General features: G+C 41.8%; 12 protein-coding genes. 5 read left to right on the top strand and 7 right to left on the bottom strand.

The genetic code is table 11. The annotated features are described in order from the left end of the window. Nucleotides 1-29 precede the first annotated feature (29 nt). The 5 genes from WKU26_RS02165 to WKU26_RS02185 all read right to left on the bottom strand — a co-directional run bounded on the left by WKU26_RS02165 (nucleotide 30) and on the right by WKU26_RS02185 (nucleotide 12,167). Nucleotides 30-2,960: a GH92 family glycosyl hydrolase gene (locus WKU26_RS02165; RefSeq protein WP_340320743.1), complete on the bottom strand. Its 2,931-nt coding sequence runs from the start codon at nucleotides 2,958-2,960 to the stop codon at nucleotides 30-32. A 140-nt stretch (nucleotides 2,961-3,100) separates the two neighbouring features. Next, nucleotides 3,101-4,690 carry a RagB/SusD family nutrient uptake outer membrane protein gene (locus WKU26_RS02170; protein WP_340320744.1) on the bottom strand — a complete coding sequence of 530 codons (1,590 nt, stop codon included), beginning with the start codon at nucleotides 4,688-4,690 and terminating at the stop codon, nucleotides 3,101-3,103. A 10-nt stretch (nucleotides 4,691-4,700) separates the two neighbouring features. Next, the gene (locus WKU26_RS02175) at nucleotides 4,701-7,826 is read right to left on the bottom strand and encodes a SusC/RagA family TonB-linked outer membrane protein (protein WP_340320745.1); all 3,126 of its coding nucleotides are present in this window, start codon (nucleotides 7,824-7,826) and stop codon (nucleotides 4,701-4,703) included. A 92-nt stretch (nucleotides 7,827-7,918) separates the two neighbouring features. Further along, nucleotides 7,919-9,367 (bottom strand): PA14 domain-containing protein, encoded by a 1,449-nt coding sequence (locus WKU26_RS02180; RefSeq protein ID WP_340320746.1) that lies wholly within the window; start codon nucleotides 9,365-9,367, stop codon nucleotides 7,919-7,921. Between the two features lie 811 nt (nucleotides 9,368-10,178). Continuing rightward, nucleotides 10,179-12,167 carry a glycoside hydrolase family 20 protein gene (locus tag WKU26_RS02185; RefSeq protein WP_445323204.1) on the bottom strand — a complete coding sequence of 663 codons (1,989 nt, stop codon included), beginning with the start codon at nucleotides 12,165-12,167 and terminating at the stop codon, nucleotides 10,179-10,181. 315 nt (nucleotides 12,168-12,482) lie between these two features. Here WKU26_RS02185 and WKU26_RS02190 point away from each other — a divergent pair, with 315 nt between their 5' ends. From WKU26_RS02190 to WKU26_RS02200, 3 genes are read left to right on the top strand one after another with little or no spacing between them, the layout of a single operon-like run. Continuing rightward, nucleotides 12,483-15,059: a zinc-dependent metalloprotease gene (locus WKU26_RS02190; RefSeq protein WP_445323205.1), complete on the top strand. Its 2,577-nt coding sequence runs from the start codon at nucleotides 12,483-12,485 to the stop codon at nucleotides 15,057-15,059. A gap of 28 nt (nucleotides 15,060-15,087) precedes the next feature. After that, entirely contained in the window at nucleotides 15,088-18,351 is a 3,264-nt protein-coding gene (locus WKU26_RS02195; RefSeq protein ID WP_340320749.1) for a SusC/RagA family TonB-linked outer membrane protein, read from the top strand. A gap of 13 nt (nucleotides 18,352-18,364) precedes the next feature. Then, complete coding sequence (locus WKU26_RS02200) at nucleotides 18,365-19,702, top strand: RagB/SusD family nutrient uptake outer membrane protein (protein ID WP_340320750.1); 1,338 nt, start codon at nucleotides 18,365-18,367, stop codon at nucleotides 19,700-19,702. An 87-nt stretch (nucleotides 19,703-19,789) separates the two neighbouring features. Here the strand turns inward: WKU26_RS02200 and WKU26_RS02205 are convergent, their stop codons facing one another. Beyond that, the gene (locus WKU26_RS02205; protein ID WP_340320751.1) at nucleotides 19,790-21,814 is read right to left on the bottom strand and encodes an AAA family ATPase; all 2,025 of its coding nucleotides are present in this window, start codon (nucleotides 21,812-21,814) and stop codon (nucleotides 19,790-19,792) included. A 637-nt stretch (nucleotides 21,815-22,451) separates the two neighbouring features. Between WKU26_RS02205 and WKU26_RS02210 the strand changes: the two genes are divergently transcribed. Both WKU26_RS02210 and WKU26_RS02215 read left to right on the top strand, forming a co-directional pair. Continuing rightward, nucleotides 22,452-23,150, top strand: a complete 699-nt coding sequence (locus WKU26_RS02210) for a nucleoside-specific channel-forming Tsx family protein (protein WP_340320752.1) — start codon at nucleotides 22,452-22,454, stop codon at nucleotides 23,148-23,150. A gap of 27 nt (nucleotides 23,151-23,177) precedes the next feature. Continuing rightward, nucleotides 23,178-24,464, top strand: a complete 1,287-nt coding sequence (locus tag WKU26_RS02215; RefSeq protein ID WP_340320753.1) for an NCS2 family permease — start codon at nucleotides 23,178-23,180, stop codon at nucleotides 24,462-24,464. Between the two features lie 247 nt (nucleotides 24,465-24,711). On the opposite strand, the gene WKU26_RS02220 is transcribed toward WKU26_RS02215, so the two are convergent. Next, on the bottom strand, nucleotides 24,712-26,538 hold the full coding sequence (locus WKU26_RS02220) for an alpha-1,3-galactosidase-related protein (RefSeq protein ID WP_340320754.1): 1,827 nt from the start codon (nucleotides 26,536-26,538) through the stop codon (nucleotides 24,712-24,714). Nucleotides 26,539-26,567: the final 29 nt, after the last annotated feature.

Below are 26,567 nucleotides of genomic sequence, written 5' to 3' on the forward strand. Positions count from 1 at the left end.
ACTTGTTTTTTATTATCAGGTTTAAATATTTATTTCACATACAACAAATTTGCAGGGATGTTTTCCATCTTGTTTCCAGAGGGACGTTTCCAGCCCCAACCCAATTCTTCTCCTTCATAGTCTTCGAAGTAGAGCAGTTTATAAGAATGGAGACCTTTTTGCAGAGCAATGCGGCCTGTGGCACTGATGGCTGCATGTGAGGCATCATTGTCTACAATCTTTTCACCATCGATGTACAACACACTACCGTCGTCCGAACGGGTATAGAAGGTATAGACACCTTCTTCGGGTACATTAATCAGTCCTTCGAATGTATAACCGAAGTGGTCGGGCTGTTTGGCGTTCTTGATAGAAGGTTCCGGCATGACTCCTTTTTCTATTACTTTACCGTTTTTCAGGTCGGCTACTTTTTGGAAGTATCCTTCTACATAAGTGTAGGCAGTACCTTGCTTTCCGGCAGAAACAGACAAGGCAGGACGGAATTCAGCCTTAGTTGCCTGTATAGTCAGTGTACGGCTGGCCTGATAGCCTTCCTTGAATCCTTTCGCTTTGATGGTAGTAGTCTGGTCTATGCTTAACGCAGAAGAGTATACAGGAGATGCTGCAGTAGGTTCACTACCGTCTAATGTATAGTGAATCTGACAGCCTTCTGTAGCAGAAGCCAGTTCTACATCAATATGATTGGTAAACAAATCCAAGTCCTGATCGACATAAGGAGTAGATACAACTTCACCTTCGGTGTGTGAATGAGGATAAGCGGATGGTTCGCTACCACGGGTGTGGTTCGGCTTGTTTGTCAGTGTAAATGCCAGTGTACCTCCTTGCATCAACTGTTCGTAAGTGAGGTAATTGGTTTCAATAACCTGTCCGTTCAGTTCAACTTTATCGATGTATACATTCTTGTCCGGATGGTTGGCGGTAATGGTCAGTGTCTTGCCATTGGCCAGTTTCAGTGTGGTCTGTTCGAACAAAGGAGTTGTCAACGAGAATTCATTGCTTCCCGGACATACCGGATACAATCCCATAGACGACAGGATATACCATGCCGACATCTGCCCGCAGTCTTCATTACCGATGATACCTTCCGGAGTAGGAGCATACATTTCATCCAGCAGACGGCGAGTCATTTCCTGAGTCTTCCAAGGCTGGCCTACGTAGTTGTACAGATATGCCATATGATGGCTCGGTTCGTTTCCGTGTGCATACTGACCAATCAATCCGGTGATATCTACCAATTCTCCATGCAATTCTGAACTGACAGAGAACAATGAATCCAGACAAGCTGTAAAGGCTTCAATTCCACCAAACTGTTGTATCAAACCGTTTACATCGTGAGGCACGAAGAAGCGATACTGCCATGCAGTTGCCTCAGTATAGTCACGTCCCGGTTCGAAAGGATTGAATCCGTTCACCCAGTTTCCATCCATTCTCTTGCCACGGAAGAATTTTGTCTTTCCATCGAATACGTTGATGTAATTTTGAGAGCGTGCAATGTAAGTATCGTATACATCCTGCTTGTTCATGGCTTTTGCCATTTGTGCAATCGTCCAGTCATCGTAAGCAAACTCAAGCAGACACGATACTGATTCTTTCTTAATATTTGCAGGGATAAAGCCATATTTGATATAATAATCAGCGCCTTTCTTATTCTTTTCAGAAGATGCAATCATGGCTTGTAATGCTTTCTCTGCATCGAATCCCCGGATTCCTTTCAGGTAAGCATCTGCAATAATCGAAGTAGAGTGATAACCAATCATGGTACCGGTTTCTCCTGCAGACAGAGGCCACAGAGGCAGTTCTCCGGATGCATCGTACATAGCAAGCATGGAGTTGACCATATCGTTTACCAGTGTTGTATCGGTCAGTGTCATAAGTGGATTCCATGCACGGAAGGTATCCCATGTAGAGAAAGTAGAATACATCTTTCTTCCTGGAGCTACTTTGCCAATGCTCATGTCATGCCGGCGATACTCTCCATTTACATCACTTACAGTATTGGGTACTACCAATGAGTGATACCATGCGGTATAGAAATTGGTACGTTGAGCTTCTGTACCTCCTTTAACCTGTACTTTATCCATAGCTTGGTTCCAGCAAATAGTAGCCTGATTGCATATCGAGTCGAACTCAAAATGAGGTATATCATGGCTAAGGTTTTCCCGTGCATTGTCGATGCTTACTACAGAAAGTCCTACTTTTGCTACGATTTCTTTTTCCTGACCGAATCCGGCTACAGCTTGTATACGATTTCCTTTCACTTCTTTCGCATCAGTTGTTTCTTTTCCATCGCTGATGAATTGAACCGATTTCAGTGGCTTGGAGAACTGTGCTACGAAATAGATATGCTGATTGTCTACCCATCCTCTTGTATTTCGCATACCCACCAGTTCATTGTCGGCAGTCTGTTTCAGCTCTGCTTCGTAGATAAATTCCTCTGTCAGCAGATGAGCTAAATCTATAATAATACGGGCTTCTTTTCCTTCTGGATATGTATACCGATGCATGCCGGCATAAGTTGTGGCAGTCAGCTCTGCTTTGATTTGTTCATTGTCTAATGTGACGCTATAATATCCGGGTACAGCTTTTTCTGTGTGGTGAGAGAACGAAGCCGGACGATAAATGTCTCCTTGTGTTTGGAGTGTGACATCGTTTACTGTAGGACGGAATAGAATATCGCCCAAGTCAATACATCCGGTACCACTTAAATGGGTGTGTGAAAATCCCAATAATGTAGAATCTGAGTAGTGATAGCCGGAACAGGCATCCCAGTCTCCTCTACGTGTATCCGGACTGAGTTGGACTGCTCCGAAAGGAACAGTAGCTCCTGGGTAAGTGTGTCCGTGAAAACCTGTGCCGATAAATGGATTTACATACTCTGTAGCTGTCTTATTTTCTTCTGTATTGGTTGTACATGCTCCTAAAAGACATGCCCCCATTAAAAAGAATAATGTTTTTTTCATGTGTATTAATTAAATGTGCCTAATAATAAACAATGTCATTCTGACGTTATAGCAATGAATTGCCTGTATCCGTCAGAATGACAAAGTTAATAGAAATATTTAATGTGAGTCTTTATAAAGGCATTAAATAAGTCTTGAGATTATTGTGCGCTACCGAAGTCTGAATATCCAGGTGCCGGATTGTTAATCAATACTCCGTTGCTGTTTTCTATTTCGCTCTGAGGTAAAGGCATGTGTCTGTGTTTGGCTGGATCAAAAGTACGAGCACCTTTATCTTTATCATTTTGAGCATATACTTCTTTTGCCATTTCCCAGCGAACCAAGTCGTAATGACGTTCGTCTTCATAAGCTAACTCACAGCGACGTTCGTTCACCAAATCCATAAAGTTAATCTGGTCTTTGTGGTCATATCCCGGTGTACCCGCGAAAGCACGTTCATGTACTTCGTTGAAATATTTCAGAATTGTTGCATCCGAAGTCATCGCATCCCGGTTGCTGCTGTTCAATCCTTTTTCATTCATCAGTGCTTCTACATACAAAAGCAATACATCAGAGTAACGCAGCAAAGGCACATCAGCTCCTGGTTCCCATACCCAACCGCTCATAGTAGAATAAGCATTTGCATATTTTACACACATGTATCCGGTTGTCATGTCGCTAATATCTCCTACAGTCTTTCCTTCAGCTTCAGCTTCTTGTTTGTCTTGTTCTGTAGGGTGTGTTTTTAAGATGAAGTCTTTGCCAATCCAGGAATATTCATCACCGTCTTGAGCTACTGTAGTTTTACGTCTTAAGTCTCCTTCTTTGAACGCATCTCTCAAGCTCTGTGTTGGAGCAAAATAGAACCATCCAGTTCCTCCAGTCAGTGAAGAAGACATTGGTACTACAGAAATGATAGAGCATTTGTGGCGTTCCGGAAGCTGAGTCAGATTGAACAATACTTCATTGCTCTTTTCTCCTGCAGGTGAGAACAGATAATCAAATCCATTACCGTTTGCTTTTTCCAGTGAATATTTGCCGGAGTTGATAACTTCCCATGCCATTTCCTTACACTTGTCCATCTTTCCCCAGTGTGCATATACTTTTGCCAGCAAACCGTATGCTGCTCCCAAATTAGGACGTCCCCAATCATCGCTGGTACGTTCCCACAGAGGCTGTCCGTCAATATCTTTAAAGTAATCGATGGCATTCAGCAGATAGGTTTCAATGTTTTGGTAAGTCTGCTCTTTTGTTTCACGAGGTTTGTTGAACTCGGTAGGATTGTTGTAGTCATAGAAAGGCAAACCACCATAACGTTTTGCAAGGAAGAAATAAGAGAATGCACATAAATAATTGGCTTCTCCCAGCATAATTCTTTTCTTGCTTTCGGCCATTTCAATATTGGGGACATTTGCCAATACATCATTGGCACGACGGATGACTTTGTACATTACTTTCCAGTTATCGTACATCGCCCAATAGGTATTTGTTACAGCAGTAAAGTTGCTTAACTGTCCCATGGCTGCATCTTCGCGGTTTATGACCATGTCATCGCTAAGTAAGCCAGCCCACCAGTGTCCTTCTCCAAAGCCTTCTTCTTCGTAGAGTGGAACATAGGCTGCGTCTAATGCTTTTTGGGCATTCTCTTCAGAACTCCACAGATTGTTCAGTCCATAAGGTTCCCGGTCAAGTGAACAAGAGCTGAACAACGGTAAAAATAAAGATATATATATAAGTTTATTCAGTTTCATACTGTTTATTTTAGAAATTAATATTAACACCCATAAGGAATGATCTTGTTTGCGGGAACTGTCCACGGTCTACAGCCAACTCTGTAACTCCGTAGTTGTCGTTGTTATCTGCATAAGTTTCTCCCAATTCCGGATCATATCCTGAGTATTTGGTAATAGTAAATACATTCTGAGCAGTAACATATACTCTCAGTTTCTGCATACCCCATTTGGTTGTCAGTTTTTTAGGAAGTGTATAGCCCAATGTGATATTTTTCAACTTCAGGTAGTTACCATTTTCTACATACAAATCAGAGAACTCTCTGTTGTTGTTGGGGTCTTCCAGTGTAGCACGTGGTAATGTTCCGTTTGGATTATTAACCGGATGATAACGATCCATGATGTCACTGAACTGATTATACAGTTTGTTTACATACATTCCTTCATAATCCACTGCTTTAAAGATATCGTAGCCAGCTACTCCCTGGAAGAACAAAGACAAATCGAAGTTTTTGTATGAACCGTCAAATCCGAATCCATAAGTAAAGTCTGGGAATCCGTCTCCAATGTTGGTCTTGTCGTTTCCGTCAATAATACCATTATTATCATTGTCTACGAATTTAACATCTCCCAAAACAGCGTTCTTATTGTATTTCTGATTATATGCATCTACGTCAGCCTGTGAAGTAAAGATTCCGTCTGTCTTGTAACCATAGAAGTGTGCCATTGGTTCTCCTACCACAGTTCTGGTAATGTTACTTCCACGGTAAGTACTTCCGTAAATTGCTTCACTACCGTTTCCTAAAGAAAGAACTTCGTTTTTGATTGTACTGAAGTTACCATATACATTGTAAGTGAATCCGTTCTTTTCTCCATTCCATGCTGCGCTGAATTCAAATCCCTTGTTGCGTACTTTTCCGGCATTAATCCACGGTTCGCTGTCTACACCAGCCAATGAAGTGACCGGAACTTGCAGCAATACATCGGAAGTAGTCTTGACAAAGTAATCGGCGGTAATATCCAAATGGTCAAATAAACTTAAGTCGATACCGACGTTGGTCTGTGTAGTTACTTCCCACTTGATATCCTTGTTTGCGATAGAAGCTTCGTAACGTCCGCCTACAGCAGTTTCATCTTTTCCGAATACTGCATAATAACCGTCGTCATCCTGTGTGTTGACAACACTGGTATAGGTTGGATAATAGTCGAATATATTCTGGTTACCAAGCTGTCCCCAACTTGCGCGGAACTTGAAATTCTGTACTGTATTTTTAATGTCTTCAAAGAATGCTTCTTCTGAAATACGCCATGCTCCAGAAACTGAAGGGAAGTATCCCCAACGATTGTTCTTCGAGAATTTAGAAGAACCATCCGCACGGAAGTTTACAGAGAACAGGTATCTGTCTGCGTAAGAATAGTCGAAACGTGTGAAGGCAGACATCAAAGCCCATTCCTTGCGTCCGGTCAGAATCCAGTTGATTGTTCCTGCACAGTCCATGAAACGCTGAGATTCATCGTCAGAGGCAAAGTTAGAACCACGCATGTTGGTGAAATTCATGCTGTAGTTTTCAAAAGACCATCCTCCTAAAGCCATCAATTTATGACGTCCCCATTTGCCATCGTATTTCAAAGTTGTAGTATTAATCCAGCGTGTGCTTTGCCAGTCTTGCTGGGTGAGTTCTGCCACCGAATTCGGACGACCTGCTTCAGGGATAACAGGAGTATATTCTTTTTCCTGCCATTGAGACCAGTCGTAACCAAAGTCTGTTTTGGCTGTCAATCCTTTAATGATTTCCCATTCTGCATATACATTACCAAAGATACGGTCGCGTGTACGTTTCTTATCAGTACGGTCGATAATAGAAACCGGGTTACGCATATCGGTACCCAATTCTCCACTACCACTGTATCCTCCGTCTTCTGTATATACCGGAATAGATGGGTCGAATACCAAAGCCGAAGAAATAACACCGTTAGAACCTTGTGTATCCATCATGTCTTGTACAGAGTGAGTAACCATCAGGTTTTCTCCAAACTTCAAGTTCTTGGTGATATTCAATTCTGTATTGACACGGAAGTTTACACGGTCGTAACCGGAATTTTTGATAACTCCGTTTTGGCTGAGATATCCCATTGCTACGTTGTAACGTGCTTTTTCGGAACCGCCGGACAAGCCTAAATCGTAGTTACCGGTATATCCGTTGGTGAAGACTTCATCTTGCCAGTCTGTACGTGTAACCTGTGCATATGGAGAGCTATAATATTCCGGAACAGGCTTGTTGTCATTTTCGTAAGCTTCTGTATGGATAAGATTTCTTTGTTCTGCGTTAAGCAATCCGAGTTTTTTCGGGATGGAGTTGAAGCCGTGGTGCATGTTGAAAGTTACATTTACCTTTTCCGACTTTCCACCTTTTTTAGTTTGGATGATAACCACACCATTGGCAGCACGTGAACCGTAGATAGCTGCAGAAGCCGCATCTTTCAATACGTCGATTCGCTCGATATCACTCGGGTTAATATCGTTCATATTATCTGCCGGAACTCCATCGATTACGTAGAGGGGGTCGTTGTTACCGATTGTTCCCAAACCGCGCACACGAACGGAAGCAGAAGCACCCGGTGCACCACTGTTGGCATATACTGTTACACCAGACATCTTTCCTTGCAAAGCATGGTTGATACCTGTAACAGACATATCGCTGATTTCATCTACTTTTACAGAAGAAACGGCTCCACTTAAATCGGCTTTACGCTGAGTAGTATAACCTACTACTACTACTTCTTCCAGTGTTTTGTTGTCTTCTTTCAGAGTAATTTTGAAATCTCTCTTGTTTTTTACGCTAATGTCCTGAGTAATAAAACCGATGTATGAAATGCGTAATACAGCATTTTCCGGAACATCCAGCGTAAAGTTTCCGTCGAAATCTGTAATTGTACCGATTGTTGTACCCTTTACTTGTATACTTGCGCCGATTATGGCTTCTCCATTTGCATCGACTACTGTACCCTTAATGGTTTGAGCATTCTGATTTGCGGAAGGAAGTGTGCTTAGGGGAGCATATCCTTCTTTTGGAGGTGTGGGTTTACTCATTGATGAAGCAGACAAAGACATCCCTATTGATGCTGCTCCGAGTAAACATAGAAATTTTTTGTTCATACTCTTGTCTTGCTTAGTATTATATTTCTTATTTAAATTAGTGTCTTTATTAAAATCGTTTTTTTCATAGAAGACACGATTGGTCTAACTGATTATTTCCCCAAATACAGCATATCATCAGGTATAGGTGTTTCAAGTATATTTCTTCCCGAAATGCCGACTTCAAGTTCCTGTCCCATGTAGCTTTCCAGATAAACTAAACGCAATTCATGGAAGCCTTCTTCCAATGCGACTTTACCTTCTGCTCTTTGAGCATTGTGAGAGCCGTCATTATCTACGATTTCTTTTCCGTCGATATACAGTTTAGTGCCATCGTCCGAATAGGTGTAGAAGTTGTAGATTCCTTTTTCCGGAATACGTATCAGTGTGCGGAATTCATAACCGAAATAGTCTTCTGCGGGAGCTTGGGTAATATCGAAGTTTTTCATAACACCGGTCTTTACTTTTTTCCCTTTCAATACTTCGGCTGTTTTTTCAAATTCTCCCTCGTAATAAGTATAAGCTACTCCTTGTTTAGGAGACTGAACCTTACGTGCCGGTAAATAGTCTCCTTCTTCTTCCTCTATGGATGTAATACCTGATGGATAATAATAGGTAAATTCTCTTCCTTCGGGAGTTGTAATCCATGTATCGAAGCTATGGCTACCTTCGTGTAATTCTATGATACGCCCGCCCCGTTTAAAATCTCCATAGGCGTCGTCTCCGGTTACTCGTCCGTATGCGAGGGCAATGCCGTATTCCTGACCGATAAAGTCATTGTCGTGGTCGTGTCCTACAAAAACTCCCATTATGTCCTGACATTCGATGAAAGAAGCAAACATGCCACTATTTATTTTAGGTGCACCGGTTCCTCCTTCGTTGCATCTTCCCCAAGTGGTTTTGCGGCCAATCAGGTGATTGAATTCTGGAGTGGCAATGTGGAAGAATGCTAAAGCCGGCAAGGGTTTGCCGTTGTTTTGTGCTGTATAGGCTTGACTTTTTCTGCGATACCAGTCAATTTGGTTAAAATGTATCCAGTCGTAGTGACCGTAATTCTTATTTTCCGGGTAATCGTTTGAGTCGAAACAATACAACAGCGATGAAATGGTGCTTTGTTTTTGGGAGTCATAGATAGGGATGATGGAATTTCCATATCCTTTAATATCAACAGGTCCTCTGTCTCCTACAAAATAAGGAGATGCAGATAAAAGGAGATAGATGCTGTCTTTTGACATATTTTCTGCATCATGATTACCCATCAGTACGGCAAATGGCATTTGGGCTTTTTCAAAGATTTGTATGATAGATTTCCATCCTTCCAATGCGGGAGAATCTGTTACCACATCTCCTGTCAGAATGGCTATATCCGGCTGTTCGGCTTGTAATACAGATTCTATTGTAGAGGCTGTGATGCTGCATTTGTCAGAACCGGGAGTCCAATGGATGTCGGTAAATTGAGCAATTTTAAATTTCCCGTCTTTGTGAAATGAAAAATTGTGCTGTGCATACAAAGGTAGGCAAAGGAGTATTCCCGCCAATAATAATAGAATCTTGTTATTCATAATCGTAAAAATGTGTTTTTACTGTAGATTAATTGTAGACAAAAGTATTTAAATTTTTGGTATTCTTTACAAATTGGGCTAAATTTTCAATAATTAGGCTAATTTTTCCTATGAAAAAACGATAAGTAAACATTTACAGTTTGTTATGGAAAAACTCGATATTCTTTCTAAAAATCTAAATATACTATTTTTTGATAACAGCTATTTTAATCAAAATCACTCTTTATTTGGGTTTATTGAGCTTAAAATGACTTGTAGAAGGGTAAAATAAGTGTCGTAGAGCATGTTTTACAGATTGAAAAATAAGGAAAAAGGACTTGAATCGAGGGGCAACGATACAAGTAACGAGGGCTGATGCGACTAATCACGTACGCTTTCGTGACTAGTCGCGTAGGCTTGCATCTATAAAAGTATGTTTTTTTGTTGCTGAAAAGGGAGTGGATTGATTATTTCACCGTCTTTTTACATGAAACTCCTTCGGATATTGAATGTGATGTAAAGTGACTTTATGTGAGAAAATAGAGGATATTATGCGAGGAGTGATAAGAATATATGTATAAATGAGATTTTATGTATAAAATGGAGCGTATTTCCTTTCTTTTTTTATTATGCAAATCCCTTAAAATCAAGGAAAAAATCACCGGACTCGGATGAGGCCTCAAAAAGCCCTGTTTTTAGAGGTCGAAAATATCAAAATGTCAAACCTTACATTTTGTCATTTCTATTAAGAAATAAAAACTCTTCCTCCGTTTTCCTTTTTTATAGGAAAAATCGGAGGAAGAGAATGAAATATTAAGACTGTGTACGGCTTTTATTTTACAACGATTTCGTCGACAAACTGAATGCCACCGTGATCGGCATTGGCAATAGCCTGGTAACGGATATATCGTGCTTTGGCTTCTCCCTGCCATCCGAAGTTCTTGAATGATACAGCATCATCTTTTACTACTTCATGATTTATTTCGGCAAGGGTAGTATAATTCTTTCCGTCTGTAGAGGCCGAGATGATAACTTTGGCAGGCATATATACATCCGGACCACAGATTTGCATGAAGTCGGCCGCAACAGAGTGAATGTCGGTTTCCTTCTCCAGGTCGATTACTACATCCATACGGTGATTGTCGGCAAATCCCAACCAGCGCTTGTCGTTGTAGTTCCATCCACCGCGCAAACCGTCTGTCAGCGTTTTTTCTCCGTTAGCCGGATAGTTAGGCCAATAAGGAATATTGAAGGTTACCTTCTTGCCTACAGCCAGGTGTTCTATCGGCTGGGCTGCTTCCTTACGGTTTCCAATTTCTTTACTTACATCGAACGGATTGTATCCTTTAGCCTGCAATTGCGGGATGATTTTCAGGATACGTTCGTGGAAAGAATCCCACGATTTGTTTTCCGGTTTTGTCCATGCTACTTCGGCCAATGCGATGGCACGCGGATACAGCATGTATTCCAGATGCTCTTCGGTAGGAATGTATTCTGTCCATACGTTACCTTGTACTCCTTGAATCAATTTAGCTTCTTCGGTTGTCAGTGAGTCGGGTACCGGATTGTATCCGTATACTTTGCTCAATGGAAGGTATCCACCGATAGCTTCCGGTTGTGAATACGGAGCATCCTGATAGCCGTCAAAGTAACAGAACTCTCCAGGAGTCATAATGGCATGATGACCTGCACGAACAGCCTTGATACCACCAGCTTCGCCTCTCCATGACATTACAGTGGCATTAGGAGCCAGACCTCCTTCCAGAATTTCGTCCCAGCCCAGCAAATCTCTTCCGTTTGCATTCAGGAAACGTTCGATGCGGTGAATCAGATAGCTCTGCAATTCGTCTACATTCTTCAGTCCTTCTTTTTTCATGCGTGCCTGACAGAGTGGGCAAGTTTTCCATGCTCCTTTACCGGCTTCGTCACCTCCGATATGGATGTATTGGGAAGGGAACAGTTCCATAACTTCAGTCAGTACGTTTTCAAGGAATTCGAATGTTTTTTCGTTTCCTACGCAAAAATCAGACTGCTTGTAGGGTTTGTGTGTGCAGGATAACTCCGGATAGGCAGTCAGCACTTCTTCCGAGTGAGAAGGCATCTCGATTTCCGGAATGACTGTGACGCAATGTTGGCGTGCATATTCCAATATCTCTTTAATATCTTCTTTGGTATAATATCCTCCTTTGGCTTCCGGATCGGTTGCTTCACAGTATTGGTTACCTCCTTTGCCCCATTCTTTCCATGTCTCTCCTTTACGCCATGCGGCAAATTCTGTCAGACGGGGATATTTGTCAATTTCTATACGCCATCCGGCTGCGTCGGTAAGATGCAGGTGAAGACGGTTTATTTTGTATGATGCAAGTAAATCAATCTGTTTCTTTACAAATTCTTTGCTACGGAAATGTCTGGATACATCCAGCATGATTCCACGATACTCGAAACGTGGCTCGTCTGTAATGGTAGCTGCCTGTATGGCTCCTTTTCCCTGTTCGGCCAGCTGCAAAATACTTTGTACTCCATAGAACAGACCGGCATGTGTAGTGGCTTCAATCTGTATACCGTTTGAAGTAATTTGCAATGTATATCCTTCCGGTGATGTAATGCCTTTCAGTTCGGGGACAAGAGTCAGACGGATAAAATTCGATTTTGGGAGTGCTTCTGTCCATTTTATTGGTTGAGGAGCATGCTGGAATGCCGTTTCTATGATAGAAGTATCGATTTTTTCTCCTTCGGCAAACAATTGTGTCTGTGCATCCCATTGGAATTTTCCTTGTTCTGTTTGATAGGATACAGGAACAGGAGTAAGGGTTTGTACCATATTTTCTTGTTGGGCACACGATGTTGCAAACAGGCTTGCAACCAAAAAACTTCCTACTTTTGAATATAAGCTAATCTTCATGACTGCAGATTAAGGTGGTTGATAAATTTATAATTATACTTCACAAAGTTATTAAATTAAATTTTATTCTTTGAACTAAATGGGTGTTATTTTGTTCTTTAAAGAGATACTCTCTATATAAATGCAAAATTAATGCATTATTTTTTATATTTTTGCACCCCATTTTAAAGACTAAACAATATGACTCTAAACCGAATTCTGTGGACTACAGTGTTAGTAGGAGCCACGTTGGCAATGCCATTAAATGCATCCTTAAATTATAATGAGGAATATCATGTGTTGGAAACTCCGGGACTGTTTAAGAAAAAAAAGGTCGAGAAAGACACGGCATCTGTAAAAAGCGATTATGAAAAGATCGCTTCTGAATCTCATTTGCTGGGAAGGGGGATGTTTAATGTGTATAAACAAGACTCAAAGTATTTTTTTGAAATTCCTGTTGCATTGTTGGAACGGGATATGCTGGTTGTCAATAAGCTACAGAGAGTTCCGTTGGAATTGAATGACGCAGGGGTGAACCGGGGAACCAATTATGAAACGCAGATGGTGCGTTTCGAATGGGATAAGGCAGCCAAGAAGATTTTGGTGCGTCAGATGCGTCCGATGCCGGAATCACCCAAGCAGGATGCAATTACCCGGTCGGTGCAGAATAATTTCATCTCTCCATTAATAGCCGATTTTAAGATAGAAGCTTGTCATCCCGATTCTACTTCGGTTTTGATACAGGTCAATGATATTTATGACGGTTCGGAAACCAGTATTAACAACGTATTCGATAATATAAACCTTGGTACTTCTGCTGTGAAAGGTTTGTCGAGAATACGTTCTGTCAAGGCTTTCCAAAATAATGTGGTTGCTACATCGGAGCTGACTACAAAAGTGCATGAAGGAATGAGTTCGGTGAATGTGACGGTAGAGGTCAGCTCGTCGTTAGTATTGCTTCCGGAGCAACCTATGATGGGGCGTTTGGATAATCCTAAAGTGGGATATTTTACAAAAGACTTGCTTTATTTCAGTGATGCACAGCAGAAAACGGAAGAAAAGAAATACATCACCCGCTGGAGACTGGAGCCGAAACCGGAAGACCGTGAGGCATACCTGAGAGGTGAACTGGTAGAACCGGCCAAGCCTATTGTCTTTTACATTGAGGATGCTACTCCTTACCGTTGGCGTAAATACATCAAGCAAGGTATCGAAGACTGGCAGGTAGCTTTCGAACGTGCCGGATTCAAAAATGCCATTATTGCAAAAGATTTGCCGGATAGTATTGCGGCAGATACGGATGATATCAATTACTCGGTGCTGACTTATGCTGCTTCGTCGAAAGCCAATGCCATGGGTCCTTCCATTCTTGACCCACGTTCGGGGGAAATACTCGAGGCGGATATCATGTGGTGGCATAATGTGATTTCGATGGTGCAGGAATGGATTACTGTACAGACCGGGGCTATTAATCCCGAAGCAAGAGGAATCAAATTACCGGATGATATGATGGGAGATGCCATTCGTTTTGTGGCTTGCCATGAAGTGGGACACTCGTTGGGGTTGCGTCATAACATGATGGGATCGTGGACATTCCCTACCGATTCGTTGCGTTCGAAGACATTTACGGACAAGATGAACTCTACAGCATCTTCTATCATGGATTATGCCCGATACAATTATGTGGCTCAGCCGGGAGATGGAGTTACTGCAGTTTCTCCACATATCGGCCCTTACGATATGTTTGCTATCGAATACGGATACCGTTGGTATGGATTGCCTACTCCTGAAGCGGAAAAAGATGTACTTTATGATTTCCTGAGTCGCCATACAGACCGTTTATACAAATACAGTGAAGCACAAGACCCTCGTGCTGCTGTCGATCCGCGTGCTCAGAACGAAGATTTGGGAGACGACCCGGTACGTTCTTCTCAGTTGGGAATTGCCAACCTGAAACGTATTGTTCCACAGATTATCCAGTGGACTACTACCGGAGAAAAGGGACAGACTTACGAAGAGGCTTCGCGTTTGTATTATGCCGTAATTATGCAATGGAATAATTACCTCTATCATGTGATGGCAAATATCGGAGGTATTTATATAGAGAATACTACAGTGGGGGATGGAGTGAAGACTTATACTTTTGTAGAGAAAGAAAAGCAGGAAGCTGCTCTCGATTTTCTGCTGGACGAGGTGCTTTGCTATCCACGCTGGCTGTTCGATACGGAAATATCAGACTATACTTTCCTGTTGCGCAAGAATCCTAATGGGGTGATAGAGTATGCTCCGAATCAGATATTGAAGAATACACAAGGATATATCTTCTGGGATTTATTATCGAACGACCGTTTGATGCGAATGTTGGAAAATGAATTGAAGAACGGAAAGAAGGCATTCACTGTAGTGGAACTGATGGATAAGATGCATAAATCTATTTTTGCTACTACAATAAAGGGTGGTACTCCGGATGTAATGGAAAGAAATCTTCAGAAAGGATTTCTGGATGCACTGATTACTGCTGCGGCAGAGAGTGAAGGTGTGAAAATCAATAAGCATCTGGTGACCAGTGGTAACCCTTATCTGTTGCACGATCATCCTCGTTGCAGTTGTGACGAATTTACTTTCGAACACGCAGAACGTATGGGAGCAAAACGTGAATTGAGTTTCTACGGAGGGCAGGTAAACCGTATATCGGATGCAATCTCTGTAAAACGTGGTGAGTTGTTGCGTATCAAACAGTTGTTGGAAGCCAGACGTAACGGAGCCGATACTGCTACACGTTATCATTACGACGATATGATTTTACGTATCAATACAGCTTTGGGTTTGTAAATAATCAATTATCATTAATATAGTTAGAATGAAAAAACTCTTATTCTTAGTCTTACTTATTGTACAAGCTGCCTGGACAATGGCAGCCGACAGAGTAATTACAGGTCATGTAATTGCTGCCGAAGATAAGCAACCACTAATTGGGGTTTCTGTGTTTGTTTCTGCAGACGACTTGAAGAAAGCCGGAAGCAACAAGACTTCGCTGGGGGTCATTACCGATATCGACGGTAACTTCTCTATCTCTATTCCGGAGGGTGTGAAAAAACTGCAATGTAGCTATATTGGATATACTACCTTTACGATAGTGTTGAAGTCGGGAAAAAACAATTATAATGTTGTGATGGAAACTTCTGCTACAATGCTCGGAGATGTGGTTGTGACTGGTTATCAGACTATTGAACGCCGCAAGTTGACGGCTGCCGTATCGAAGATTGATATTTCGGAATCTACTATCGGAACAGTGAAAAGTATTGATCAGGCGTTGTCGGGACAGATTGCCGGATTGTCTGCGATATCTACTTCCGGTGCACCGGGTGCGCCGGTAAAAATCCGTATTCGTGGTACTTCTTCTTTGAATGGTACACAAGATCCTTTGTGGGTACTCGATGGTATTCCTTTGGAAGGTACAGATGTGCCCAGTTTGGAATCTTTGAAAAGTGTAGATGATGTGCAACAGTCGTCCATTGCTGGATTGAATCCTTCTGATATTGCTGACATTACTGTCTTGAAGGATGCGGCAGCTACTGCTATCTATGGTGCCCGTGCAGCAAATGGAGTCATTGTGATTACGACTAAAAACGGAAAAGCCGGAAAAACAAGAGTAAACTTTAATACTCGTCTGACTTATTCTCCTAAGCAGGATATTGATCGTCTGAATCTGATGAATGCGACAGAGAAGGTGGATTTGGAACTTCAGTTGTTGAAAAGTGGATATAGTTTGAATTCGGATAAGGGAGAAGTTTATCGTATTATCAAGCGTCATGGTGCGGTAGATGCGTTCCAGAAAGACGGATGGAGTGCTTTGCCTGCCGATGCTCAGAAGGAAATCGATGCTTTGCGTCTGATTAATACCGACTGGAATGACATTCTGTTGAGAAATGCATTCAGTCAGGAGTATAACTTGAGTATTTCGGGAGGTAACGAACGTACAACTTTTTATACCTCTTTGGGCTATTCGAAAGAGAATGGAAATATTCCCAGTGTATCTGCCGACCGACTGAATCTGGTGACCAAAGCCAATTATAAATTGAATAAGATATTGAAGGTAGGAGCTTCGGTTTTTGTGAATCGTCGTAACAGCAGTTCGTATTTGGCTACAGACGGATTTACCAATCCGATGTTTTATGCCCGTATTGCCAATCCTTATCTTCAGCCATTCGATAAAGACGGCAATTATATCTATGATATGGATATGCAGACCGGATATTCGGAACTGGGCTTCAATACTTTTGAAGAGAGAAACAATACGTCCAACGAATCGGTAACGAACTCTTTTTCTTCGATTTTCGATGTAGAGTTGCGCTTTGACGACCGGTTTAAGATTACGTCTCAGGTGGGTTTGCAGCTCGATAAAACATCACGTGAGCAAATTGCAGACGAGCAGTCGTTTGCCATGCGCCATGAACATCAGAGTCATCAGAGTAACCAGACCTCGTTCCTTCCTCAAAAAGGAGGTTTCCATAAGGCTTATGAGAATTCAAACTCTCAGGTAACCTGGAAGACTATGGGCACATATCGCGATACTTATGCAGACATTCATGAATTTGAAATTATGCTGGGCTCGGAGCTGCGCCGTACATGGGCTACTACTCTTTACTCGGTGGGCTATGGTTACGACCGTCGTACCATGACCAACCGTCCGGTGATTTTCCCGAGTGAAGACCTTGCTTTCCCGTTACATTCGAAGACGAATGTCGAAAATGCTTATGTATCAGGCTTCTCTACTGCTTCTTATTCGTTGCTGAACCGTTATACATTGGGTGGAAGTATCCGATTCGATGGCTCCGACCTGTTTGGGGTAGACAAGAAATACCGTTACTTACCGTTGTATTCGGTGAGTGGGTTGTGGCGTGTGTCGCAAGAACCGTTTATGCAGTCTGTGCGCTGGGTAGACAACTGGGTATTCCGTGCATCGTATGGTTTGCAGGGTAATATCGATAAGAATACTTCACCTTTCTTGTTGGGAAAATATCAGAATAATGCGACTCCTATTCTTCCCGGAGGTACAGAAGATATGATTACAGTAAATTCTGCTCCTAATGATAAATTGCGTTGGGAGAAAACTTATTCGGTGAATGCCGGTATGGACTTTGCAGTATTGAATCAGGGTATCAATCTGAGTGTGGATTATTACTATCGTAAAGGAGTTGACTTGATTGGTATGCAAATGTTGCCTCTTGAAACAGGCTTCGCATCGACTACCATCAACTGGGCAAGTATGGAGAACAAGGGTGTGGAAGTGAGTCTGTCTACCCGTAATATTCATACCAAGTCGTTTATGTGGACTACTACCTTCAACTTTGCTTACAACCAGAATAAGGTTTTAAAAGAAGCGATTCGTGAGGATGCGATTTATCCAAGCCGTGAAGGTTATCCGGTAGGAGCTATCTTTGCTTTCCCTTATGCCGGAGTCGATGAAAACGGACAAATGACATTCTATAATAAGGAAAACGGCAAGGTAGAAACCGCTAAAGAGTTTTTCAAAATAAAGGAATGGACATTCGGACAATACGATCTGACACCGCAGGAAGTGCGTAACCGTTATGAGTATATCGGTACAAGTGAATCACCTTATACCGGAGGTTTCGGAAATACATTCACCTATAAGGCATTCGAACTGAGTGTGAACTGTATTTTCAATGCAGGAGGTTATGTACGTACGCAGCCTACTTATGATATTATGGGATACGACAGAGGACAGAATACGAACCGCGATATTTTGAATCGCTGGACTTCCGACAATCCTCATGGAACCATGCCGGCACTGATTGACGGAAACATGGATCCGGATTCTTATATCGTGCTGGGTGGACTGGGTGTATATCAGAATCTGGACATGTGGGTGAAGAAACAGAACTACATGCGCGTACAAAGTATCCGTTTAGGGTATGAACTGCCTTTCGACTTGATTAAGAAAGTAGGTATTACTCAAGCGAGCGTAGCGCTGGAAGCACGTAACCTGTTTGTTTTTGGTTCGAACTATGATAATTTCCTCGATCCGGAAACAATGGGAAATCCGTATGCACAGCCTATTCCAAAATCGTTTACCTTCAGTTTGAATCTTAACTTTTAATTCTTGAACTGTTATGAAGAAATTCTATATAAATGTAATCTGCATCTGCCTGATGGTGCTTGCCACGGGGTGCGACAACTATTTGGATATTAAGCCTACGGGAAGTGTAATTCCTACTACGCTGGCAGAGTATCGTGCATTGTGGGCTACGGCTTACAATACGGTACCATCGGATAGAGGACTGGCCAATATGGGGGCAGACGAGATGTTTGTTTCGAACGAACCGGACATGGGAAAGTATTCTGCCATCGAACGTTGGGAAGTCGGAACTTCGACTTCTTCTTCTACTGTTGCTTTCAACTGGGCCGGATATTATCAGGTATTGTTTTATGCCAATTTTATTATTGAAAATCAGGGAAATATCATTGATGGCCATGAGGCTGAGATAAAGCAGTTGGTGGGAGAGGCATATCTGATGCGTGGATATATACACTTTGTATTGGCCAATCTTTTTGGGCAACCGTATACTAAGCCAGGAGCAACCGATACTAAAGCTGTCCCATTGAAGTTTTCTACCGATTTGGAAGAACGGGCTCAGCGTAATACGGTAGGAGAAATTTATACTTCGGTACTGAGTGATATACAGACGGCAGAAAGTTTGCTCAATGTAGAAAAATGGGATGATATAACTTTGTCTTACCGTTTTACCACACTGTGTGTGCCGGCATTACGTTCGCGTGTGTATCTCTATATGGGCGATTGGGCCAATGCTTATAAGTATGCAGAAGAAGCATTGGCTAAAAAGCCGACTTTGGAAGATTTTCGGGCAGAAGGTTTCAAACTGCCGAATCATTTCCAGTCGGTAGAGGCCATCAACCCACTTGAATTTACCATGAATGCCAACTATAAGAATGCGGTATCGGTATTGCCTTCTTTCCTTTCCTTGTATGGTGAGGGTGACTTGCGTCCTGCAGCTTATTTTGCTCAGCCCGATGATAAGGGAAACCGCAAATGTCTGAAAGGAGGCGACCATAACTTCAGAAATACCATCCGTGTAGCAGAGTTGTATCTGAACAGTGCAGAAGCCGCTGCTCAATCCGACAAATTGCCGGAAGCCCGCAAGCGTGTATTGGAACTGATGGAAAAGCGATATACAGCCGAAGCGTATGCAAAGAAAAAGGCTGCGGTAGAGGCGATGGGAAAAGCCGATTTGGTGAAAGAAATCTTGAACGAGCGTGCACGTGAACTGGCTTTTGAAGGTCAGCGCTGGTTTGACTTGCGCCGTACTACTCGTCCACGGATAGAAAAAGTATTACAGGAAAAAAGTTATGTACTCGAACAGGATGATTCACGCTATACTCTTCGTATTCCGGAAGAAGCCATTGCTGCCAACCCAGACCTTAACAATTAACGAGTATATGATAAACAAAGAAATGCCATTGGGAACTTTTAGCTTCCGGATGGCATTTCTTTTTGTATGTATATCAAAGAACTGTTTTTATGCAGGATTGTCGGAACGGGAAGCCTTGCGCTTTCTCAATTCCTCTGCAATTCGGTAGTGTAAGGCTGCTTCACTCTCTTTTCCCGCTTTGTCGAGTGCATCGGCAAAGCAGTCGTGTGCTCCTGCATGCTGAGGCTTGAGTGTTGTTGCTTTGTCGAGGTCGGTCAGTGCTCCTTCCGTATCGCCGGTATGCAGGCGAAGCTTTCCTCTGTTGTATACAGCCTTAAAGTCCATGGGGCGTAGTTTGACTGCCTGATTCAAACATTCTTCCGCTTCAGCCATCCGGTTGTCGTCGAAATAAGTTACACCTTTCCGTACCCATGCATCTGTATACTCGGGATAAAGTTCGATGGCTTTGTCGTAATTGGCAAGGGCAGCCCGTACATCATGTGCTTTGGTAATGCATTCGTTTCCCATCAGGTAATATTCGTGGGCATATTTTTCCAGATTTTTCTTCTGTTGGTTCATCTGTTCCTTCAGAAGTCTGTTTTCCTCTTTCAGCTTGTTGATAATATTCAGTTTCTTGCGGATGAACCGTTGGATAAGTGGCTTTTCTATGTCGTAACGCGAATGGATAGCCTTGAAAAACTGATTCAGAAACTCGGGGAAATCTCCCTTGTCGAAAGATTTTACGGCTGAAGTATATTGTATATCGGCCTGTGCCTGCTTCATGGCACGGTCTATGGCCTGTTTGTTGTTGAACTGTTTGGCAAAGGATACGATTTCGGGACGTACGAAGATGTCTCCCCGTGTAATCTCTCTTTTCAGACAGATTCCTTCCAGTGAAGTACAGCGGCTCAGAGCCACATACGTTTGTCCTCCGGCAAACACTCCTCCGCTAAAGTCTATGATTATGTTACTGAATGTAAGTCCCTGACTCTTGTGTACGGTAATGGCCCATGCCAGTCGGACAGGATACTGGGTAAATGTACCCAACTCTTCTTCTTCAATCTTTTTCTCTTCCTCGTTGTAACGGTAGCGGATGTTACTCCAGCTTTCTCTTCTTACATCAAATTCCTTGCCCTCTTCTGTAATGACATAGAGAATACCGTCGTCCGAAATGCCGGATATCGTTCCGATTGTTCCGTTGACCCATCGTTTTTCCTGGTCGTTTTTGATGAAGATAATCTGTGCACCAGGCTTTACTTCCAGTTCCATCAGAGTAGGAAGACTGTTTTCGGGAAACTCTCCATGAATTTCTCCTTTCAGAACTGTAGATTCACCCGGAAGTCCGGCAAGTTTCTGTTCGTTGATATAGTCTACCGTGTCGCGCCGTGTAGCCAGAGTGATGTACAAGTCGTTTTCTTTCTGCTTCAAAGGCACATTATAGCGCGTGTTCAGAAGTTGCAGGTCGGCAGCTCCGGCTGTATTGGTACGGATGTGGTCGAGTACGTTGACAAATATTTTGTCCGTCTGCCGGTATACTTTTGTCAGTTCGATAGACACCAGTTCCATTTCCTGGAAGATACGAGCCGAAAAGAAATAAGGATTGGGATAGAAGCGGTTGATGATTTCCCTTTCATCATTTTTTACGACAGGCTCCAGCTGATATACGTCGCCTACCAGCAGAAGCTGTTTCCCTCCAAAAGGTTCGCGCATGTTCTGCGAATACACCCGTAGTACTTTATCAATAAAATCGATGATATCGGCACGGACCATGGAAATCTCGTCGATAATAACCAGTTCGATGTTTTTAATCAGTTTGCGGTGTTCCGCCGGATATTTCAGGAAACTATGCAGTTTTCCTCCTTTCAGACTGAAGTTCGGGTCGTCTGGCAACAATGGATAAAACGGAAGTTTGAAGAAACTGTGCAGGGTACTACCTCCTGCATTGATAGCGGCAATACCGGTAGGAGCCAGTACGATGTGTTTCTTTTTGGTATGCTGGCACACATATTTCAAGAAAGTAGATTTTCCTGTACCCGCCTTTCCGGTAAGAAAAACAGACTGGTGGGTATATTGTATCAGTTTCAGTGCATCCTGAAACTCTGCATTATTGGTATCTATAGTTTGGTGTGCCATAACCGGATTCATCCTTTTCGTGCAAAGATAAGTACAAAAAGGAAATAAAAAAAGTGGTTGTATGTGTACAACCACTTTGATTTATAGTAAGCCTTTCGGCTTGGGATTTCCTTTCATAAAGCTGACAGAGTCAGCTGTTTTTAATTACTTGCGTGAACTTTCGTTCAGCATTACATAGCCCCAAATCATAGGATCTGCATTGGCTATTTTCTGAAAAATACTTTTTACCTTTTTCATAATGTTATCCTTTCTTTTTTAATAAAACAAATACCTGAAAATCTTAAAAACACCTCAGGTGTGCCTCACGGTTTACCTTTGGTCTAACCTTTTTATTCTAATACCCTAAAACAATAATTTTTACCTTTTTATTATCTTTAATTTTGACACTACAAAGATACTTCTTTTTAGCAGGCTTGGTACACTTTCTTTTATAAAGTTTGCATTATATCCTGTTTTATTGATTCAAGTCAATTGTTTCGCCAGATATACTACATATTGTAATTTTTTTGTAACAACGAAAGAATAATTGTCTGCTTATTGAATTCCGGGTTTTGAGGTAATAGATAGGATATATTATGTTATATAACAGAAAAATCGTACCTTTGCAGCTCAATTTTAAAATAAAATCAGTTGTTTAATGAAAAAGTTATTCTTATTAGTCGTGATGATTTGCTTTGCCGGAGTGGTAAAAGCACAGAACATTCAGTTGCACTATGATCTGGGACGTGCCATGTACAATTCTTTGGAAGGTCGCCCATGGGTTACTACCACTGTAGAAATGTTTAAAGCAGATAAATGGGGTAGTACTTTTTTCTTTGTGGATATGGACTATACCGATAAGGGGGTATCTTCAGCGTATTGGGAAATCAGCCGTGAGTTGAAGTTTTGGAAAGCACCGGTTTCTGCACATGTAGAATACAATGGAGGACTGAACTATATTAATAATGCTTTTCTGGCTGGTCCGGCATACAACTGGAACAATGCCGACTTCTCGCGTGTGTTTGGAGTTCAGGTATTGTATAAGTATATTCAGAAAAATGCAAAACCTCATAACTTCCAGCTTACAGGTACATGGACAATGCATTTCTGCGACCAAAAGTATACATTCAGTGGTTTCGTAGATTTCTGGCGTGAGAAACATACCGATGTACACGGAAACAATCATGATTTTATCTTTATAAGTGAGCCACAGTTCTGGGTGAACTTGAACAAGTTTAAGCATGTAAATGATGACTTGAACTTGAGTGTAGGTACAGAATGGGAGTTGAGTACAAACTTTGCTACACGCAACGGTTTTTACTACATCCCTACTTTGGCAATGAAATGGAGTTTCTAATTTGTTTTTCGGTAAGGAATAATTATCATGCTTGAAAAATTATTTGGTTTTGATTCTAAAGTCACCCGTGTACGTACAGAAATTCTGGCTGGTATTACCACTTTTCTGACCATGGCCTATATTCTGGCAGTGAACCCGAATATACTTAGTGCTGCGGGTATGGACAAAGGAGCCTTGTTTACTACTACAGTTTTGGCATCGGCTCTTGCTACTTTGTTGATGGCTTTTTATGCAAAGCTTCCTTTTGGATTGGCTCCCGGTATGGGATTGAATGCCTTTTTTGCATATACGGTTTGTCTTACTATGGGATATTCCTGGCAGTTTGCCCTGACAGCTGTATTGATAGAAGGTATTATTTTTATTTTGTTGACCGTTACCAACCTGCGTGAGAAAATAGTAGATGCGCTTCCGGCTACATTGAAAAATGCCATTGGAGCGGGTATCGGTTTGTTTATTGCATTCATCGGTCTGCAAAATGCCGGTATCATTGTGAATAACGATGCTACTTTAATCAGCTTGGGAAATATTACTTCCGGCTCTCCTTTGCTGGGAATGATTGGATTGGCCATTACTTCTATTCTGCTGATTAAACGTGTACGCGGAGCTTTGCTTTTTGGTATTTTGCTTACTACTGTAATTGGTATCCCGATGGGACTTACTCATTTGGATGGGGTAATCAGTGCTCCTCCTTCTATCAGTCCTATCTTCTGTCAGTTCCAGTGGGACCATATTTTTACCAAGGAAATGGTTGTGGTAGTCTTTACTTTTCTGTTTGTGGATATGTTTGATACCATCGGTACTCTGGTAGGAGTAACTACAAAAGCAGGTATGATCGATAAGAATGGAAAAATACCTCATCTGAAACAGGCTTTTCTGGTAGATGCCATTGGAACAACTGCCGGTGCAATATTGGGAACAAGTACCATTACTACATTTGTGGAAAGTGCTTCGGGAGTAGGCGAAGGAGGACGTAGCGGACTGACCGCTTTTGTGACAGCCGTATGTTTCCTGCTGGCTCTGTTTCTTGCCCCATTCTTTCTGGCTGTTCCGGGAGCTGCTACTGCTCCGGTCTTGATTCTGGTAGGACTGATGATGATGTCTTCTATCAAGAAAATCGATTTGCTGGATTATTCAGAAGCCATACCTGCATTTATCTGTATCATCTTTATGCCGCTGGCATATAGTATCTCAGATGGTATTGTATTAGGTATGATAAGCTATGTATTACTGAACTTATGCTGCGGAAACTTTAAGAAACTGTCACCGGCTATGTATATTTTGGCTGTGATATTTGTCTTTAAGTTTTTTATGTAGTGTTTGTCGATATCATTATATGCGAATGAGACCGTTTCAAAATCATTTTGAAACGGTCTCATTCTTTTTTGTTTCAGATTAAGAAAGCCTTCTTTGCCATGAACATAGATTCATGTTTTTATTTGCTTGCTTTAGCCGACGTCGTCGGCTGCACATTCGGCATCGCCGGCTGTACGGCCAACAACGGCGACTTTACAACCGGCGACGTCGGTTGAAGTCTCCGACGTTTACCGGCGCCTTTTATTACTTATTCCAATTCTGCGTTGTTGACTCTTTCAAGCAGGAATTTGCTTTTGTTCCAATGGAAAGGCTGATATTCGGTATTTGTTCTGATAATATTATTCTTGAACATAAGCCCGTCTACCGACTTGGCATAGAGAATTGGAGCATCGAATACATCAAATTCATTATCAGTTATCTGGATGGCACCTTTTTTTCCACCATGGAAATATTTTATTTGTTTTTTAAGGTCGGGGATTTCAGGGTAAATTGATATCACTGCATTGGTAAACTGAAACATACTTGTAAGAGAGTTGATGAATTTGTTGTTTCTGATAATCACCTCGCGGCATGCTCCTGTTTCAAACCATCCATTGCAATCTCCGCATAATAAAATGGCAGTACCTGAAGTATGGTCAAAAATATTATTCTCCACAATAGTCTTTTTCGGAGTGCTGAACAAGCTGCCTCTTGCACGGTTGTTGCGTATCGTATTACCTGCAAAGTAAACTTCGGGAGTCCATGTAAGATTTTCTATTCCGAAGTCTCCTTTTTCGGAAATGGATTTATGAACCGGCTTCTCAAAGATTATCTTGAATTCTTTGGCTCCGCTGACTGATTCTTTATCGTAGGGAGTGATGGATTTGATTCTATTGCTTCCATCAAGCACTTCCATAGTCTGTGAGGCAATGAACTGAATCTCATCCCCTGCAAATCCCCAGTCGAATCCCCATGTCTGATGATGCATATATCTGCCTACCAGAGTATGGTCATCAATACGTTTCACCACTTTAAGATAAGTGCCATGTACATTTATAGCATCGTCCATCATGCCTTCGTATAATCCGTTTACAGATACAATCTTACCTTTGCAACCCGAGAAGTGTGTTGCATCGGCTTGTGTAGTAAAAAATCGCTTGTCGTCATCTCCTTTCAGACATACCGAGAATCCGTCAAGAGTGATATTCTCCGTAAGCTGAGCCAAAAGTCCCATTCCGCGGGCATAATGTACTTTTATATTGTTGAGGATAATGTCTTTTGAATTTGAGACAAACACGCCTGGAGTAGGCCGTTCCCATGTTCTCATTGCTACTATAGTGCCCGGCAAAAGAGTTTTCTTTTCGTCTCTCCAGTTGGGTGCATAAAGGATTTCTCCTTTATCTGCATATTTATCTTTCTTGAGTTTATATATCCCTTTTGTGGAATAGGACAGGTCGCTGGAATTATACACAATATGTCTGGTATCTTTTTCGAAAGCAATTCCAGAATTGGGGCGTGCGGTCCATCCTTCACCGTAAGCCTCGAAGATAGAATCCTGGGTAATACGATATCTTACCCATTCGGCCGGACGAAAAGCCATTCCTGCAGTACCATTGTTTTCTACAATCTCAATCTGGAATATATGAGGATTTTTGAAATCTATACTTAAATTCTTTATTGTGCAGTTTTGAGTATTCAATATAGATAATGGAAGCATTACACCGTGAAATACGAATTGGGAACCTTTACCGTCTATTGTAATATTTTGAGTGTTCTCTAAAGCTATTCCCACAAACTTAGGATTGTCTTGGTCGTGGTTTGAGATGTAATATTCCCTTTGTATCTTTGGGGAGGGATAAAAATGGTAAACTCCCGGAGCAAATTCAATGGTAATATTCTCGTTTTTGTCTCTATTCCCATTTATTTTCTCAATGGCCTTAAACAACTTGTATCCCAAAGACTTGCTGTTGCCTGGCTTAATTCCGTAATCTGTCAGAGAAATGGTTCTAGACTGTGGAGTCTTTTCTTCATTTTGTGCGAGGAGTGTTGAAAAGGATAGAAATAAAAACAATGAAAAGATAATGACTTTTTGCATAATCCTATTTTTTGTGTTAATCATAATTT

Origin of the sequence: Phocaeicola sp. HCN-40430, from assembly GCF_037890285.1 — a bacterium.
GTDB lineage: Bacteria > Bacteroidota > Bacteroidia > Bacteroidales > Bacteroidaceae > Phocaeicola > Phocaeicola acetigenes.

Coding starts and splice junctions, on each gene's coding strand:
- WKU26_RS02165 (WP_340320743.1), bottom strand. CDS start 2,960: ATGAAAAAAACATTATTCTTTTTAATGGGGGCATGTCTTTTAGGAGCA.
- WKU26_RS02170 (WP_340320744.1), bottom strand. CDS start 4,690: ATGAAACTGAATAAACTTATATATATATCTTTATTTTTACCGTTGTTC.
- WKU26_RS02175 (WP_340320745.1), bottom strand. CDS start 7,826: ATGAACAAAAAATTTCTATGTTTACTCGGAGCAGCATCAATAGGGATG.
- WKU26_RS02180 (WP_340320746.1), bottom strand. CDS start 9,367: ATGAATAACAAGATTCTATTATTATTGGCGGGAATACTCCTTTGCCTA.
- WKU26_RS02185 (WP_445323204.1), bottom strand. CDS start 12,167: ATGGTACAAACCCTTACTCCTGTTCCTGTATCCTATCAAACAGAACAA.
- WKU26_RS02190 (WP_445323205.1), top strand. CDS start 12,483: ATGCCATTAAATGCATCCTTAAATTATAATGAGGAATATCATGTGTTG.
- WKU26_RS02195 (WP_340320749.1), top strand. CDS start 15,088: ATGAAAAAACTCTTATTCTTAGTCTTACTTATTGTACAAGCTGCCTGG.
- WKU26_RS02200 (WP_340320750.1), top strand. CDS start 18,365: ATGAAGAAATTCTATATAAATGTAATCTGCATCTGCCTGATGGTGCTT.
- WKU26_RS02205 (WP_340320751.1), bottom strand. CDS start 21,814: ATGGCACACCAAACTATAGATACCAATAATGCAGAGTTTCAGGATGCA.
- WKU26_RS02210 (WP_340320752.1), top strand. CDS start 22,452: ATGAAAAAGTTATTCTTATTAGTCGTGATGATTTGCTTTGCCGGAGTG.
- WKU26_RS02215 (WP_340320753.1), top strand. CDS start 23,178: ATGCTTGAAAAATTATTTGGTTTTGATTCTAAAGTCACCCGTGTACGT.
- WKU26_RS02220 (WP_340320754.1), bottom strand. CDS start 26,538: ATGCAAAAAGTCATTATCTTTTCATTGTTTTTATTTCTATCCTTTTCA.